The sequence below is a fragment of the Pradoshia sp. Z4_20 genome (assembly GCF_058216035.1).
Genome location: NZ_JBZAJD010000002.1, coordinates 141,515 through 157,084 on the forward strand (window position 1 = coordinate 141,515; position 15,570 = coordinate 157,084).

The window sequence follows — 15,570 nt, forward strand, 5'->3', positions numbered from 1 at the left end:
ATATACAATAAGTTGATTCCTTTCCTGGAAAATTAACCGATGAATGAATCCGTGCCACGAACCATATATGCGGAACATTACATAAAAAGACCCTGATTTTCACAAAGATTATATGAACGAAATTAGGGTTTTGATTAAAATCTAGATGTTATAACTTCTCAATGGATTAAATGATATTGAGACTCATTAATCAAAGATTATTTACTAAAACAATTGTGACAAACCATTAATGAGTGAATAACCTCCCATTATCGCCATACCAATAACGATAACTACACCAAAAACAGTAAGCCATAAAGGCTGTTTATAGTCTCCTACTATTTTCTTCTTATAGGCTGCTATTAGCATAACACCAAGAGCCACAGGAAGAATCAAACCATTTAATGCCCCCACCAGCACGAGAATCTGTACAGGCTGGCCAATTGTCGCGAACACTGCCGTTGAAATAACGATAAAAGCAATGACAAACCATTTTTGATAACGATCAACAAAACTACTAAAGGTTTTGATAAAGGAAACCGATGTATATGCTGCACCTATAACTGAAGTAATGGCAGCAGCCCACATTATGACCCCAAACATTTTATATCCTACATTCCCTGCAGCTTGCTTAAAGACAGAGGCTGCCGGATTACCGGCATCCAAAACAAAGCCCTGTGAAACCACTCCCAATACTGCTAAAAACAAAAATATTCGCATGATGGATGCAATGCCAATGGCACTAACCGCACTCTTAGTAACTTGAGGTAAATTTTGTTTTCCAGTCAACCCGGCATCAATTAATCTGTGCCCACCCGCAAAAGTTATATAACCACCGACTGTTCCTCCAACCAATGTGACAATCGCCAGCAGATTAATCTCATCAGGCCACACTGTATGTACAAGAGCTTTGGCATAGGGAGGATTAGCTGTGAACATTACATAAACAGTAAGAAAAATCATAATAAAGCCCATAATTTGTACAAACCGATCCATTACTTTACCAGCCTCACGAACTAAGAATATTCCTACCGCAACTAATCCACTTAAAAGCGCACCCCATTTTGCATCGACCCCAGTGATTACATTGATACCGAGTCCTGCCCCCGCAATATTCCCAATATTAAATGCTAATCCCCCTAATACAATTAAAGTAGCTAAAAAATAACCTAATCCCGGTAGTAATTCATTCGCTATATCCTGCGCCCTCTTTTCTGATACAGCTATAATTCTCCAAATATTCACCTGTGCCCCAATATCTATAATAATGGATATCAAAATAACAAAGCCCATACTCGCCAATAGCTGTTCAGTAAATACAGACGTTTGTGTTAAAAATCCTGGGCCGATCGCTGATGTGGCCATTAAAAAGGCAGCCCCTACTAAAATACTCAAATGCGATTCTTTCTTTTTCATACGACTCCCCCATCCAGCTTTGGCTCATTAGTTAGAATAACAACCAGCTGTATTCAAATGTCTTCCAAAGAGATTTTTTATATCAATTCATTTATGAAACGATCTATTTTTTGAATTTCGATATCTTCTCTTTTTAATGTTTCTGAGATTTGCTTTGCAAATTCCAACGCGTTTTCTCCATCTCCATGAATACAGACTGTATCTGCTTTTATCGTTATCACCTCATCCTGAACGGAAGTAACCCTCTGCTCTTTCACCATACGAACAACTTGATGAATGGCTTTTGTTGGATCTTTAATCAATGCATTGGCTTCCGTTCTGGAGGTTAATGTTCCATCCGCCTGATAAGTGCGGTCTGAAAAAACCTCACTGGCAGCACGTAAACCAATACGTTTGGCCGCCTTCACCAATTCTCCACCGGATAATCCAAATAAAATCAATTCAGGATCGACATCATATACCGCTTCCGAAATGGCTTCGGACAGAGCAACATCCTTTGCCGCCATATTAAATAAAGCTCCGTGCGGTTTTACGTGCTGTAGCTTGCCTCCCTCTGCCTTTGTAAACGCATATAATGCACCGATTTGATAGATTACCAGATCATAGGCTTCCTCAGGACTAACCCTCATTTCCCTGCGCCCAAAACCTATTAAATCCTGAAAACCCGGATGTGCTCCTATTCCAACTCCCTTCGAAAGCGCTAACCGTACTGTTTTCTTCATTGTCGATGGATCGCCTGCATGAAAACCACAGGCTATATTAGCTGAAGATACATAATTTAGTATCTCTTCATCTCGCCCCAATCGATACTGCCCAAAGCTTTCTCCCATATCGCAATTAATGTCAATCTTATACATATTGTTTCCCCTTATTAAATTTCATCCCAATTCCCCTTTTTAAAATTTTCAGTTGTTTTTCTTGATTAATATAAAGCTGCTGCGCCTCATCCAATGTGACGAATTCAAATTGCAAAGAATCACCTGGTTTTGCCTGGGCAACAACTGGCAAATCAACCGAAATAACTTCTGCTATTTTTGGATAGCCGCCGATCGTCTGACTATCAGCCATCAATATAATTGGTTTCCCATTTGCAGGAACCTGTATCGTCCCAAAAGTGACGGCTTCTGAAATAATCTCTTTCTGCTTAAAAAGTTCAAGCGAGACTCCATCAAGACGATAACCCATTCTATCTGATTGAGGAGAAATTTTATAAGATTGCTTAGAAAAGGCATCTATACTCCTTTTTGTAAATTCTTCAAAATGCCTGCCCTTTAAAACCCTTACCTTTTTACGGCCTTCTGGCTCTATATGCAACAAGTTCGAAGCAAACCACTTCGTGCTAATTACATCCCTCTCAAGTTTTAAAGGACCAGCCCCTAAGTGATCGCCCTTTTGCAAAGGTCTCCCTTTGAATCCCCCTATTTGTGCACGTAAATAAGTGGAATAGCTCCCCATCACTTTTTGAATCTTTATGCCCCCGCGTATTGCTAAATAGGCACGGCATCCTGTCTTAGGCTGGCCGAATGTCAGAACATCCCCTTTTTGAATGTGAATAGGACTTGCCATTTGCATTGGCCTGCCATTTAAAGAAGGGGATAAGTTTCCTCCGCACAAAGAAACTATCGTATTCTCTAAAAATCGTATAGTTGGACCATAGAGGGTCATTTCAATCGTCGGTTCATTTTCATGATTCTGGACCAACAGATTTGCCATTCTATGAGATAACGGATCCATTGCTCCGCCTGTGATAATCCCATATTTTTTAAATCCATACCTTCCTAAATCCTGAATGGAGGTTAACAAACCCGATTTTTCAATTATTAACATTGCCGTTCCCCCTCCAGACTGACATACTCTTCAGGGCTAATTGGTTTAAATTGAACCCGGTCCCCAGCTTGCAATAAAGTGGGTGACGAATCAGTTGGATTAAATAATTTCAGAGGAGTTCTCCCAATCAACTGCCAACCTCCTGGTGTTTCAATTGGATAAATTCCTGTTTGTTCACCAGCAATTCCTACCGTTCCCGGGGGTATATTTTGTCTTGGCGATTTTCTTCTTGGTGCTGAAATTTCCTTAGACATTCCTCCAATATAGGGGAATCCAGGTGCAAAACCAAGCATGTATATAAGATAATCACCACTTGAATGAATCTCAATAACTTCCTGTTCAGTTAAATAATTATATTTAGCCACATATACTAGATCCGGCCCGTATTCTCCGCCATAGCAAATTGGAATTTCCACTCTTCTTTGTTCGTTTTTAATTGATGGTTGAAGACGGTCTAGCAATCTTTTTAATTCACTAGTGATTACTTCATATGGTAGCCGACTTTCCTGAAATGCTCGATAAACATATTCAGGAGAATAAAATAAGGTAAGTGTTGTATACGCGGGAACCACCTCAATCAGCCACTCAGGTTGCTCACTTTCCAATATGTTGCTTATCTTTCGGACAGAGTTATAGGTCTCTTCATCTATCTCTTTGCCAAATTCAATTAAAATTGCTCGGTCTCCAAGTGGATGTAACGAATAATTCAACTACCATCCCTCACCTTCCATCCCATTCAAGAGAAATATGTAATGTTTTGTAGGAATAATAAAAATCTCCAGATATTCCATTATTATACTTTAAGTGTTTGAATTATTAAAATATTTAAATTATCACCATTTATAATTTACTCCATTCGTTATCGTTGTAATTATCCTTACTTCAATTCAATTCTTCTGTTGATAAACTGAACCAAGATAATATCGAACAAGATAGTATGGCAATGATCATTCTTAACAGCAAGAAAGCGAAGTCCTAAATGAAAAAGTAAAAAAGACAGAGAAATAATCTCCCTGTCTTCAATCTTAATATTCATACGTTAATGGCATCATAAACCTTTATTCGATTAGCCCGACCAAAACTAACCTCATAAAAGCTCAACATAAGCTTTTGATTTTAAAGGATTTACACATTACTTGAAGAGTAATTCAGTTTAAAGATGGAAAGTTCCTTCTCAATCTCGCTATCTATTAACACTTCATTTACTGTATCCTCTTTTGGATTAAGTTCTTTATAGGACTCTTTATCGATAATTTCCCTTTTAATCCGTTCAATATGCTTCTTGCAGTTCCCTCTGTCTAACTTTTCAGAAATCACCAATTCCTGTAATGCTATTTTCTGTTTGATAATAAAAGCTTCTCGATTGCTTTTATCATTATCTAAAACACAAAGGGCTTTATTTAGCCTATATTGATATTCTTGGATTCTTTGATTATGCATATCTATTATTTCATTCAGACATTGTAATTTCTGCTGTTCCTTAACTTTTTCTCGAATCATTTCCCTGGCAGCTGTATCTTTCTTATGATCCACATACTGTGTGACTAACTTATTTATACTTTCAATTCGAATAAGCTTGTTCGATTGTTTCATATCCAAGTAATGACCGATTTCTATATGCTTTGCTAATGCTAACTTTAAAATTTGAATGTTCTCCTCTAAAATTTTTATAGCATCATCTAACATTTGGCGGTAATCGTTCAATTCTTCAATAAATAACTCTTTATCTGTTTTGAAAAATCGGGTTATCTTTTTTAATAAGTTTTTCATGCTACCTCACCCTTAGTTGTATAATTTATATAATTAGTTATCCGATACCCTTTTTCGTCGGTCAAAAGAAATGATTGCCGTATAATAATCATATTATGTAAATAAACTTTTATTTCATGCAGTATACTTGTATTATGATTACAAAACCTACTAATCAAATTAGTATCATTATTACACTCATGGTATAAATATACACTTATTCCAGTTTATCAATCCACTATTTGTTTTCAACTAAACTGCTCTTTAACAGCATAAAAGAAGACCGTCAATTTGACAGCCGTGGACTTTCGCTATAGTTTGATAGAATACCGGTCTCCAAAGGGTGAGACTAAATAGTTCATCATTCAACATAATTTAAATATCCTATTATCCCCTAACATTTTTGCTTGGCTTGCTCAATATAAATTTTATCCATTTAATCTTCTTTTATCCAATATTCCGAACAATCCGTGCTGCGATTCATAAATCCATACACGATAAGCTCTCTTCTAATTGTTGCAAAATCACCGTAAATTGTTTTCAATACTTCGTTAATTTCTATTTCTGAATATACTCTCCCCAGTTCAAAACGTTCACTTATATTTTGTAAAATGATCAGCTTTCTTTTCTCCTTACTCGGAAAAGTATCTAATTGACCACTCAAACCTTCTTTAAAATAGGCTGACAAGACCTTTTGCTTTTCCTCTTCTGTTGTTACATAGCGTATATTCACCATGTTTACCCCCTAAAATCAACTATGTTTCTATTTTTTTAGTAATAATATTTACAATCTCATATTCAGGTAATGTTCCATCTACAATGAGGTCAGAAATTGGTTTGATCGTATTCAACATATGAAGATATCCCCTTCTTCCCCAACCAATGTAGTAATTTAAATCCATCATAATCTCCTCAACGGCACCATTTCTAAAATCTCGAGTTAATCTTCGTGCCATGGCAATATCCATTGGAGTATCAATAAATACTGCAAAATCAATAATTTCCTTCATTTGACTATGTAAATTAGCGAATGGAAAATCTACTATTATGTAATCCAGCGGTTCATTAACTAACTTTTTTATATCTGTAAGAAGCGGTGATAAATCCCAATCATCTGGATTACCTCCATTATCAATCCAATTAATCATGTCATTGGGACCATTAAAATCATAATCATCAAAGGATAGAGTTCCACTATTTTGCAAATTATTTTTCAGGTAAGAGGTGATGGTCGTTTTTCCTCCACCTGAAACAGCAGCAATTGAAATAACAAACGGACACTTTCTTTTTTTATATTTCTCCAATTCAAAAATCCTTTCATATAACCAGCATTCTATTCCTTTGAGTACTTGACTAACTTTGCAGTTCCACCGTCTTTTATTGACTTTGCAATCCTTTCACATTTTTTAATGGCCCATATATAAAAGCAGGTTTCTTCTTGTTGGGAAGCCTGCTCCTTCTGTCCTTTCCAAAAATATTTTCTCTACACATTCAATTATCTAGATTTTAAGTTCCTAATTACCGAAGCCTGAAGTTAAATGATTGTCAAAATTTTATGGCTGGATTCCATTCTATTGAATCATTGAAGCCCGTCCTTGTATGTCGCCTAAGCTTTTCTCGGTGATATATCCTCTTCTAATACTTTTAGATGAATCACTCGCTACTTAATTTCTTTTAACTTACTAATAATGCTATCTGCAATAACATGCCAAGTATCATAATCCACCGTAAATTTATTTACAAATTCTTTGAACATCTCAAGTTGTTTTTCTTTAAAATCAGGGGCATCTGCGCTTGGTAACTGTGATTTCAATTCCTCAAAGCTTTGTTGAATTTTAGCAGCGCGTGGTCCCCAGACGGTTAATTCATTTCCATCCTCATCTATGAAAATAAAAATCGGGATCGATCGAGCCGTTCCATTGGTTAAATACTGATCCATTAACTCTAAATTGCTGTCACGCAGGATAAAACGAACGTCGATATTTGTTGCCTCTGCAATACGCAGTAAAATCGGGATATTTACCATTGCATCCCCGCACCAATCTTCTGTCAACACAATAACCTTAATCCCAGTGGGCGGTATAGTTAAAAGCGCCTCTTTACTCTCCCCTGATAGATGGAACGATTCATATACCTTTAGGAGATTTTCTTTATTTGTTTTCATACCATCGATATACTGTTCCGTTGTTAAACCTTTTTCAAACCATTGTTGTAATTCCACCCCTAAAACCCTCCTGTTATCATTATAAAAACTCATCCACCAATATATGTCTCTATCTTAAGAGAGCTATCAAGGTTAAAACAAATTCTACCAACAAATTCTACCAATCTATTTATTTCTCTTTCTTTATTTTAAAAATTTTATTTGGGTTTAGAAGATTATCTGGATCTAGTACCCGTTTAATCTTTTCCATCACCAGCAGTGCTTCTCCGTGTTCTTTCTCTTGGTATTTCTGTTTCCCAATGCCGACACCATGTTCTCCTGTACAAGTTCCTCCTCGTTCAAGTGCATACATGACAATCATTTCATTATATTGATCAGCTCTTTTCAGTTCATCAAAATCATTCATATCAATCATTAACAGAACATGAAAATTGCCATCACCGACGTGCCCAACAACACCGCCTGTAAGCATTAACAAATCAAGTGTTTCTCTTGCATGAGCAATAGCACCTGCTAACTCGGAAAGGGGCAAACAAACATCGGTTATCATGAGTTTTTTTCCTGGGTGTCCGTGAATATAGGAGTAAGCTAGATTATGGCGAGCTTCCCATAGCTGATTTCGAGCAGCATTATCGGTCTCGAATTCAATACGTTCACAATTGTGAGCTTCCACAATCTCTTTCATAAATTCAACATCTTGCTTTAAGCCCGCCTCATTCCCCTCAAATTCTAAAAATAAGGTTGGCTGTTCCAGATAGGCCGTCTTATTATGAAGGTTTACTTGTTTCATAGAAGGTTCATCTACGAGCTCAACTCTTGCAATTGGAATTCCCGCTTGTAAAATATTCAAGACTGCTTCAACAGCATCACTAACTGTTTTAAAGGATGCTCGCGCTGCCATAATATTTTCAGGAATACCGTACACTCTTAATGTCAATTCAGTAAAACATCCAAGTGTCCCTTCCGAACCAACAAATACACCATTTAAATGATAGCCAGAAGAAGATTTTTCTGCTAAATTTCCTGTATGAATCACTGTGCCATCTGCGAGAACAACCTCTAAATCCCGAACTTGGTCACGCATAATTCCATATTTAACAGATGTTGTTCCACTGGCATTTGTAGCTGCCATCCCACCAAGTGTTGCATCTGCTCCCGGATCTACGGAGAAAAACAATCCGTATTTTTTCAGCTCTTTATTCAACTGAGAACGCGTCACCCCTGGTTGAACTTTCACAAGAAAGTCCTTCTCCCTAACCTCTACTATTTTATCCATAAGAGAAAAGTCAATCATGATTCCATGGTCATAAGGAATAACATGCCCTTCCAAGCTTGTTCCCCTTCCAAATGGCACAATCGGCACTTTATATTGATCCGCTATAGTAATTATCTCCCTCACTTCTTCTGTGTTTGTCGGAAACACTACTATATCAGGCAGACTAGCACGATGATACGATTCATCTATGCTGTGTTGTTCTAAAATAGTATGATTGGTCGTTACTCGGCTTTCTTGAATAACACTTCGCAGAGCAATTAACAATTCTTCAGTGGTTTTGATCAATTTATTCGCCCCTTATTATCATTTTTCCGCGGTATTTGTTAATGGTATTTTTGCTGTTTGAATTATAAAAATATACCTTTATAGTAATTCCTCTTACTTTCAATTCTCTCCAACCTCTACCATTATATCAAATATTAGGAAAATATTTGCAATTCACATTCCCTAATATTGATTCTAATTAAAGCTTTAGGGAATAAGAAAGGATCATACAGCTTCGATATAATAATCGAATAAGAGTCATTATTAAAAAATACTGGTTGAGGATGCGGTGAAGGGCAATTTAGCTGGATTAACATGAAATTGATTCAGGAAAAAGATAACTATATTAGTGCATGAAAAAAGCAGGAAACTATGTCCCCTGCTAAGATTTCTTTCGTGATACATTCCATACGGCAAGAGCGAAAAATAAAATGGTGACTCCTACCAGGACAAGAATATGCGTGCTGCCTTGGGCAGTAAAGTCACCATATGTCAGCACAACACCCAGTTCTTCTTTAAAACCATCGACTGCAGCACTTGGTGCACCGTCGAATGATATTTTTAAGGGCTCTTCCATAAATACCTGACGAAATAAGACGCCTGCATGGGTGACCGGAAAGATCTTCACAATCATTTGTACAGCATCAGGAAGATTGCCAATTGGTATGTAAATGCCGGTAAGAAACCCGATTAATGTCCCGATAATCGTACTGCCAGTTGCAAATGCATTAACACTTGAAAAAAAGCTAACTAAGAAAAACACCATTGCGCTTGAGGCTAGAACCGATAGGAACATCAACACAATGATTTTTAACATACCTATGAGTGGCAAAAGCTCCCCACCGTTTGCGACAATATATATCTCCGCTAAGACAAAAGTGACCATACACATGATGAGGCCGACCATAAATGAACTGATTACATAACCACCAGCGATTTGATACCTTTTTAATGGCGAAGCATAGAAATCTTTTGCATTGCCATTTGCCCGATCCTCTACCATTGTGCCAAAAGCGCCCATTGTCGTCGTGACAGAGGTAACGGCAAGAAGACCGCCCATAATCCAACTGTCCATTAAGTATCGAGCTTCCTTAATTTCGGTCATGTCCCCTGCAATGGTATCTCCAAGAAAGAGGACATATAAGCCAATGATAATGAAGACGGCCAATAAGGAGAAGAAGACCGCACTTTTATCCCGAAAAAATAGTTTTAGATTACGCTTTGCTAAATTAAACATCAGCACGTATTTCCTTTCCTGTGATTTCGATGAACACGTCATCCATTGTCCCATGCATCACTTCAAAATTTGCAATCAAGGGCTCTGCCAATTTTAGAATCGAGAGGGCCTCTTTTGTATTCGCTATTTTAATGATCATCAGTTGATGCTCGTTTTTGTAACTGATTCCATTGGCTTGAAAAAGCTCATCGAGAGCAGCATAGTCAATCGGTTCAATTTTCAGCATATCTGAGCTATATGTATTTCGCAGTTCATAAGGAGTTCCCTTTGCCACAATCTCTCCATCATCAATAATCATGATATAGTCGGCAGAGGCGGCTTCCTCCATATAATGTGTCGTCAAGAATACAGTCAGTCCCTGATCTCTTTGCAGGTTCGTAATCGTCTCCCAAACACTTCTTCTTGTTTGGGGGTCAAGACCGGTAGTCGGCTCATCCAGGAAAAGAACCTTCGGTGTGTTCACAAGAGCTCTTGCTATATCAGCGCGGCGCCTTTGTCCTCCTGATAATTTTCCGTATGGGCGATCAATAAAGTCCATGACATCAGCTGCAATCGCTGCTTGTTCCACTCTGGATTTGAGCTCCGATTTTGGAATCTGATAGAATTTGGCTCTTGTTAGGAGATTTTCCCGTACAGTCAGGAGAGGGTCGAGCAGACTTTCCTGGAAGACTACCCCGATTGATTCACGGATTTTTGAATCATTTTTAGCAATCTGAAAGCCATTGATGATGATTTCTCCTTTATCTGGCTTCAAGAGCGTGCATAACATATCAATTGTCGTGCTTTTGCCCGCGCCATTAGGACCGAGGAAGGCAAACAGCTTTCCTTGCTCTACATAAAAATCAATATCATTCACCGCAGTAATGTCACCATAGGTTTTGGTGAGGCGGCGTACCTCAATGATTTTTTTCATATAAACACCTCAATTCATATAAATAGGCAGATTAGAATGTTCTTTCGCTGGAGAGTTTTAAAAATGGGGTCAATTTGTAATATTTAATTATATTATAGCTCGGATAGAAGCAATTTGGCGATGAAATATATGCGATGAAATGAACATTCTATCCTGATTAAAACATATATAGACTGGATTTACAGATTGAGGGAGAACTTCGAGATATTTACACGACAATATGGATGCAAAAAGCCGTACCTGTATTAAATAAACCGATTAATGATGTAAAACCACTCTATAATTATGTAAAAAGGTATATGAATTAACGCGTCATTTCTTTAAATAACTAGAACAGCCACTTCCTTCCTGGAGGTGGCGGTTTTACAACTCAGAATAAATTATACAAAAGCAACATCCTTACGAAAACAGTCTTATTTTTACTGTGGCGAAAGAATAAGATTACTATCAGAGAGCAACAAAAAAATTGCTTAATATAATCTGGTTGTGTAACCCTCCTTTAATTGAATTTCAATGTCTTCAGCTCTTGTTTTCAATTTGCTGGCATGCGCTGCAAGTATCTTTGAAGCTTGAGGAAGAGAATTTTTATCTGGCCACGTTGTCGGGTTCCATAATTCTGATCTAATAAATGCTTTTGCACAATGAATAAAGCATTCCTCTACCTTAACCCCAATACCGATGTTTGGTGTCTTTCCATTAACACCTAAACACTCAAGCAAGTCTGGATCTTTTACTACGTACCCTTTTCCATTTACACGGAGGGTTTCACCCAAGCCTGGAATAATAAACAACAAGCCTACTCCAGGGTTCATTAGAAGATTGTATAGAGTGTCCATTCTTTTATTGCCTCTCCGTTCTGGAATTATCAAATAATTTTCATCCAATATTCGAACAAATCCAGCTTGGTCTCCCCTAGGTGAAACATCTAAATTCCCGTTTCCATCCGTTGTACCAATAAACACAAACGGAGATTTGCTTATGAAATGAACACAATGATCATCCAATCGTTTAATCACTTTATTTTTTACTAGTTTACTTGGTTCTCCTATCAGAGCACGCAGTTCATTTGCCTCCGTTATAATCTGTTCAAACATTGTATTCCCCCTTTTTTATTTAACCAAATAGGTTTCAGCCAACTCCTGATTCAAATAGCGGGCCATACCTGTTTTCAATGGGTAAAATCCGCATTTTTTATAAAATTCCTCGTTTCCGACTGTCGAAATTAAGTGGATACAAGATACGGATTCAATTGTGTTAATAGAGAGTTAATAATTTCCTTAGCTACTCCATTACCCTGTTCGTCTGTATGGACTACGAGATCATAAATCGCACCATTAAATACACCATCTGATAGCGCTCTTCCAAAACCAATTAGTCTATCTTCTTTAAAAGCAATGGCCACATGCGTGCTTACTGTGAATACTTGATTAATCATTTCAATTGTATGCTTATTCCAGCCCACAGATTGATAGACTTGCTGCATAGACTCGGCATATATTGAGTTATAATTTACTTTGATTTCTATGTCCATTCCGAGATTCAGTTGACTATGCTACCGATCGTTTATCTTTTCTAAGCACTTCCTCGATTTAAGCTTTCCGGTTAGAGCAAATAGCTTCTGCCACGCTAACAAAATACTGCTTAGAATGCGGTACAAACCGGTCCTTACTTATTGTCTCCTTAAACCAGGTTTTACCTCCGCTAGAATCCTGCTTATAGCCTTCAATCTCCAAATGATCTGAATCTCCATTGTAAAAAGAAATAAAATCGTATAATCGAGCTTTTGCCATTCCAGATACTTCTTCCGGCTGCAGGATAAAAGTCTCCATAGGTTCTGTCATTTCATAAAGAAAAACATGACTTAATTCATGGTCTTTGATTGTCTCTGTTTCTATTACATTAGGAAACATACCAAGGCTGTTTAGTTGATCATAGGTAACATTTAATCCAAGTTCCTCATTAACTTCTCTTACACCATCAGCTACCGTTTCGTTTGAAAGAATATGTCCCGCTGCAGTTATATCGTAAACATTAGCAAAATCTTTTTTTAAATGACTTCTAAGTTGAAGATACATATATTCTTCATGATTTTCTTTTCCAACCACATAACATTGAAAGGTTTGATGCCAATATCCTTTATTATGGACTTCATCGCGTGTGGCTACCCCAATCGCGGAACCTGATTCATCAAAAATAGTTAGCATTTCTGTTTCCATACATATACACACTACTTCCCATATATTTACTTTCACCATTATTATATGCCTAGCTTTTCTATGTAGTCTAGATAAAAAAGGAGATATTTTCATAATGATTAATACCTATTCTTTTGACAATCTGTTTAATAAAACCAAAATAGGGAAAAGTGCTATATATCATTAATTAAGGAGTTGGTTTGATGGAACCATTATATACAGCAACCGTCACATCCACAGGCGGTCGTGAAGGACATGTAAAATCTGAAGACGGGATTATAGATTTAGATGTGAGGCAACCAAAAGCATTGGGAGGTAGCGGAGAACAAGCTGCAAACCCAGAATTACTGTTTGCAGCAGGATATGCTGCCTGTTATGACAGTGCATTAAACCTCGTATTACGTAAGGATCGAAAAAAAGTAGATACAACGGTCACGTCTAATGTAACGATTGGTAAAGATGAAGAAGATGGCGGTTTTAAACTGGCTGTCCGCTTAGATGTCTCTATCCCTGGTTTGGATAAAGAAGAAGTTAAAAAATATGCTGATATGGCCCACCAGGTTTGCCCTTATTCTAAAGCAACGCGAGGAAATATTGAGGTAACCATTATTACGGTGTGATTACTTACTTTCTATATAAGTATTTTTATAGGATAGAGTCTATTCGCTTATAAATAACAGAACAAACGACTGGGAAACCAGCCGTTTGTTCTTTTTTTACTTAAACCGTCCGTTTAACTGCTAAAATTCTTGGATGAAATCCATTCAATTAATTGTTTTAGGATAATAGGTAGTTCCGTTTAATACCAGCTTAGGGACATCCTGATGTTCAGTCAATAAAGCCTTTATTTCATTCCTATTTAATTTAAAAATATAGGCTAGGTCACTCTCTTTTAAAAACACATTGTAATCAATTACATTTTTAGACTGACGAAAATTTATGAGTCCTTTACCTATGTAATGCCCCAATAAAGCTAATCCAACCCCAATACAAAATAGCCCAAAATTTATTCCTGCACCTGATATATCTATTTCCAAATCTATCTCCCCCTTCTTTAATTCTAGTAAACATAAAGAAATTTCCCTTCGAATTCTGACTCTTTTATATGCATCTATATTTATTCGATTAAAATATTGTTAAATCCTTTTATTAAACTTTATTTTGATCTTGCAGCATAATGATTAAGGTAGCTAACACCTTTGTTTATATAAGTAAATATCAATCAAAAAAAACTGTTCACCTCTCAGCTAAAACTTTATTCCCTTCTTATTCGTCTCTTCTCACTTAATAAGAGAACTTCTTCTATCCCTGGCATTCATTTAATGGTATAGTATCCATAACAAATCACTTCATAATTTGAAAATCTTAAACGGAGAGTTGCCAGCCATGATAGGATTATTAATTGAATACGATTATGATGTCATACAGCAGACATTAATAATTGCCTTTTTATTCTCGGTTGTCTTTCCGTTAGCCGCCTTATTCATAGTGCATAAGCAAAATAAAGTCCTTTTCAGTAACCACTATGAAGAAGGAACGAATCAACCGATTTTAAAAAGCAATAAGAAACAGCCAATTATAGATAAACGCCATATTCAACGCTTTTTCACTTTATTTCGTATTAAGGTAAACCCCGGAGATAAAGAAAGCAGCCATTTCCATCCCATCGTATAAACAAATACATGATCGGAGGAAATGGATTGAAAAAATTAATAGGTGTTTTATTCGCAGGAATGTTGTTGAGTGGATGTTCAGCCAATTCTAACGGAGACGGTTTTTTCCAACACTTTATTGTCTCTCCCTTATTATCCTTACTGGAATTTAATGCAGATCTATTTCAGGGGAATTATGGGCTCGCCATTATTTTGGCTACGTTGCTGATTAAATTATTGCTCATGCCGTTGACTGTTAAACAGTATAAAACTCAAGCTGATATGAAACGGAAAATGGAAGTTTTAAAGCCTGAGATGGAAGCTATACAAGAAAAATTAAAACAAACAACTGATGCAGCGAAGAAAGCAGAAATTCAACAGGAAATGATGCAGCTTTATCAGAAGCATGGCGTAAATCCTCTCAATATCGGATGCTTACCAATGCTGATTCAAATGCCGATATTAATGGGATTCTATTATGCCATTAGGGACTCACATACAATTGCAACCCATGACTTCCTTTGGTTTAGTCTTGGCGAGGCGAACATGATCATGGCGTTAATTGCCGGATTGATTTACTATCTCCAATTCAAAGTCAGCTCAAGCCAAATGCAGCCTGAACAGCAGAATCAAATGAAATTAATGGGACTCTTGTCACCTATGATGATTATGTTCATTTCTTTTTCGGCTCCGGCTGCTCTTCCGCTCTATTGGATAACAAGCGGAATCTTCTTGATCATCCAGACATTCGTTTTACAAAGTATCTTTAAACAGGAAGAACCAAAAGACCTTCCAAAAATTCAAACTGAGCCATCTTTAAAGAAAAGCTAAGCTCTTAATAAATAAAATCACCCCATAAAAGACAGACATAGCTCTGACTTTTATGGGGCTTATTTAT

General features: G+C 37.0%; 18 protein-coding genes. 3 read left to right on the forward strand and 15 right to left on the reverse strand.

Annotated features, from left to right (window positions below; translation table 11 throughout):
* Nucleotides 1-204: 204 nt before the first annotated feature.
* From AC4BHP_RS06660 to AC4BHP_RS06725, 14 genes are all read right to left on the reverse strand, one after another.
* Nucleotides 205-1,395, reverse strand: a complete 1,191-nt coding sequence (locus tag AC4BHP_RS06660) for an NRAMP family divalent metal transporter (RefSeq protein ID WP_066099928.1) — start codon at nucleotides 1,393-1,395, stop codon at nucleotides 205-207.
* A gap of 77 nt (nucleotides 1,396-1,472) precedes the next feature.
* Nucleotides 1,473-2,252, reverse strand: coding sequence for a LamB/YcsF family protein (locus AC4BHP_RS06665; protein ID WP_066099931.1), 780 nt, complete (start codon nucleotides 2,250-2,252; stop codon nucleotides 1,473-1,475).
* A complete protein-coding gene (locus tag AC4BHP_RS06670; RefSeq protein ID WP_490551764.1) occupies nucleotides 2,245-3,222 on the reverse strand; it encodes a 5-oxoprolinase subunit C family protein in 978 nt (325 codons plus the stop codon). The genes AC4BHP_RS06665 and AC4BHP_RS06670 overlap by 8 nt, the downstream gene beginning before the upstream one ends.
* Nucleotides 3,216-3,932, reverse strand: a complete 717-nt coding sequence (pxpB, locus tag AC4BHP_RS06675) for a 5-oxoprolinase subunit PxpB (protein ID WP_140461327.1) — start codon at nucleotides 3,930-3,932, stop codon at nucleotides 3,216-3,218. The genes AC4BHP_RS06670 and pxpB overlap by 7 nt, the downstream gene beginning before the upstream one ends.
* Nucleotides 3,933-4,347: 415 nt before the next feature.
* On the reverse strand, nucleotides 4,348-4,992 hold the full coding sequence (locus tag AC4BHP_RS06680; RefSeq protein WP_139891159.1) for a hypothetical protein: 645 nt from the start codon (nucleotides 4,990-4,992) through the stop codon (nucleotides 4,348-4,350).
* A 415-nt stretch (nucleotides 4,993-5,407) separates the two neighbouring features.
* A complete protein-coding gene (locus AC4BHP_RS06685) occupies nucleotides 5,408-5,704 on the reverse strand; it encodes a DUF2087 domain-containing protein (protein WP_490551765.1) in 297 nt (98 codons plus the stop codon).
* A gap of 22 nt (nucleotides 5,705-5,726) precedes the next feature.
* Complete coding sequence (locus AC4BHP_RS06690; RefSeq protein ID WP_490551766.1) at nucleotides 5,727-6,275, reverse strand: nucleoside/nucleotide kinase family protein; 549 nt, start codon at nucleotides 6,273-6,275, stop codon at nucleotides 5,727-5,729.
* A gap of 356 nt (nucleotides 6,276-6,631) precedes the next feature.
* Entirely contained in the window at nucleotides 6,632-7,192 is a 561-nt protein-coding gene (locus AC4BHP_RS06695; RefSeq protein ID WP_066099951.1) for a thioredoxin family protein, read from the reverse strand.
* Between the two features lie 112 nt (nucleotides 7,193-7,304).
* Nucleotides 7,305-8,696, reverse strand: a complete 1,392-nt coding sequence (locus tag AC4BHP_RS06700) for an FAD-binding oxidoreductase (RefSeq protein WP_139891162.1) — start codon at nucleotides 8,694-8,696, stop codon at nucleotides 7,305-7,307.
* Nucleotides 8,697-9,057: 361 nt separating this feature from the next.
* Entirely contained in the window at nucleotides 9,058-9,912 is an 855-nt protein-coding gene (locus AC4BHP_RS06705; RefSeq protein WP_066099955.1) for an ABC transporter permease, read from the reverse strand.
* A complete protein-coding gene (locus AC4BHP_RS06710; protein ID WP_490551767.1) occupies nucleotides 9,905-10,825 on the reverse strand; it encodes an ABC transporter ATP-binding protein in 921 nt (306 codons plus the stop codon). The genes AC4BHP_RS06705 and AC4BHP_RS06710 overlap by 8 nt, the downstream gene beginning before the upstream one ends.
* Before the next feature lie 470 nt (nucleotides 10,826-11,295).
* Nucleotides 11,296-11,919 (reverse strand): pyridoxamine 5'-phosphate oxidase family protein, encoded by a 624-nt coding sequence (locus AC4BHP_RS06715; protein ID WP_139891165.1) that lies wholly within the window; start codon nucleotides 11,917-11,919, stop codon nucleotides 11,296-11,298.
* A gap of 128 nt (nucleotides 11,920-12,047) precedes the next feature.
* A complete protein-coding gene (locus AC4BHP_RS06720; protein ID WP_306821531.1) occupies nucleotides 12,048-12,356 on the reverse strand; it encodes a GNAT family N-acetyltransferase in 309 nt (102 codons plus the stop codon).
* Between the two features lie 58 nt (nucleotides 12,357-12,414).
* Nucleotides 12,415-13,041: an NUDIX hydrolase gene (locus AC4BHP_RS06725; protein WP_066099964.1), complete on the reverse strand. Its 627-nt coding sequence runs from the start codon at nucleotides 13,039-13,041 to the stop codon at nucleotides 12,415-12,417.
* Between the two features lie 182 nt (nucleotides 13,042-13,223).
* Between AC4BHP_RS06725 and AC4BHP_RS06730 the strand changes: the two genes are divergently transcribed.
* Nucleotides 13,224-13,640 carry an organic hydroperoxide resistance protein gene (locus AC4BHP_RS06730; protein WP_140461321.1) on the forward strand — a complete coding sequence of 139 codons (417 nt, stop codon included), beginning with the start codon at nucleotides 13,224-13,226 and terminating at the stop codon, nucleotides 13,638-13,640.
* A 144-nt stretch (nucleotides 13,641-13,784) separates the two neighbouring features.
* Here AC4BHP_RS06730 and AC4BHP_RS06735 read toward each other — a convergent pair whose 3' ends face one another.
* Nucleotides 13,785-14,057 (reverse strand): DNA-binding protein, encoded by a 273-nt coding sequence (locus AC4BHP_RS06735; protein WP_490551768.1) that lies wholly within the window; start codon nucleotides 14,055-14,057, stop codon nucleotides 13,785-13,787.
* A gap of 349 nt (nucleotides 14,058-14,406) precedes the next feature.
* Here AC4BHP_RS06735 and AC4BHP_RS06740 point away from each other — a divergent pair, with 349 nt between their 5' ends.
* Nucleotides 14,407-14,694: a hypothetical protein gene (locus AC4BHP_RS06740; protein ID WP_066099970.1), complete on the forward strand. Its 288-nt coding sequence runs from the start codon at nucleotides 14,407-14,409 to the stop codon at nucleotides 14,692-14,694.
* A gap of 26 nt (nucleotides 14,695-14,720) precedes the next feature.
* A complete protein-coding gene (yidC, locus tag AC4BHP_RS06745) occupies nucleotides 14,721-15,503 on the forward strand; it encodes a membrane protein insertase YidC (protein ID WP_308810529.1) in 783 nt (260 codons plus the stop codon).
* Nucleotides 15,504-15,570: the final 67 nt, after the last annotated feature.

Excerpts from the sequence above, each read along its gene's own strand:
- AC4BHP_RS06660 (WP_066099928.1), bottom strand. The coding sequence starts at position 1,395 with ATGAAAAAGAAAGAATCGCATTTGAGTATTTTAGTAGGGGCTGCCTTT.
- AC4BHP_RS06665 (WP_066099931.1), bottom strand. The coding sequence starts at position 2,252 with ATGTATAAGATTGACATTAATTGCGATATGGGAGAAAGCTTTGGGCAG.
- AC4BHP_RS06670 (WP_490551764.1), bottom strand. The coding sequence starts at position 3,222 with ATGTTAATAATTGAAAAATCGGGTTTGTTAACCTCCATTCAGGATTTA.
- AC4BHP_RS06680 (WP_139891159.1), bottom strand. The coding sequence starts at position 4,992 with ATGAAAAACTTATTAAAAAAGATAACCCGATTTTTCAAAACAGATAAA.
- AC4BHP_RS06705 (WP_066099955.1), bottom strand. The coding sequence starts at position 9,912 with ATGTTTAATTTAGCAAAGCGTAATCTAAAACTATTTTTTCGGGATAAA.
- AC4BHP_RS06710 (WP_490551767.1), bottom strand. The coding sequence starts at position 10,825 with ATGAAAAAAATCATTGAGGTACGCCGCCTCACCAAAACCTATGGTGAC.
- AC4BHP_RS06715 (WP_139891165.1), bottom strand. The coding sequence starts at position 11,919 with ATGTTTGAACAGATTATAACGGAGGCAAATGAACTGCGTGCTCTGATA.
- AC4BHP_RS06720 (WP_306821531.1), bottom strand. The coding sequence starts at position 12,356 with ATGGACATAGAAATCAAAGTAAATTATAACTCAATATATGCCGAGTCT.
- AC4BHP_RS06725 (WP_066099964.1), bottom strand. The coding sequence starts at position 13,041 with ATGGAAACAGAAATGCTAACTATTTTTGATGAATCAGGTTCCGCGATT.
- AC4BHP_RS06730 (WP_140461321.1), top strand. The coding sequence starts at position 13,224 with ATGGAACCATTATATACAGCAACCGTCACATCCACAGGCGGTCGTGAA.
- AC4BHP_RS06740 (WP_066099970.1), top strand. The coding sequence starts at position 14,407 with ATGATAGGATTATTAATTGAATACGATTATGATGTCATACAGCAGACA.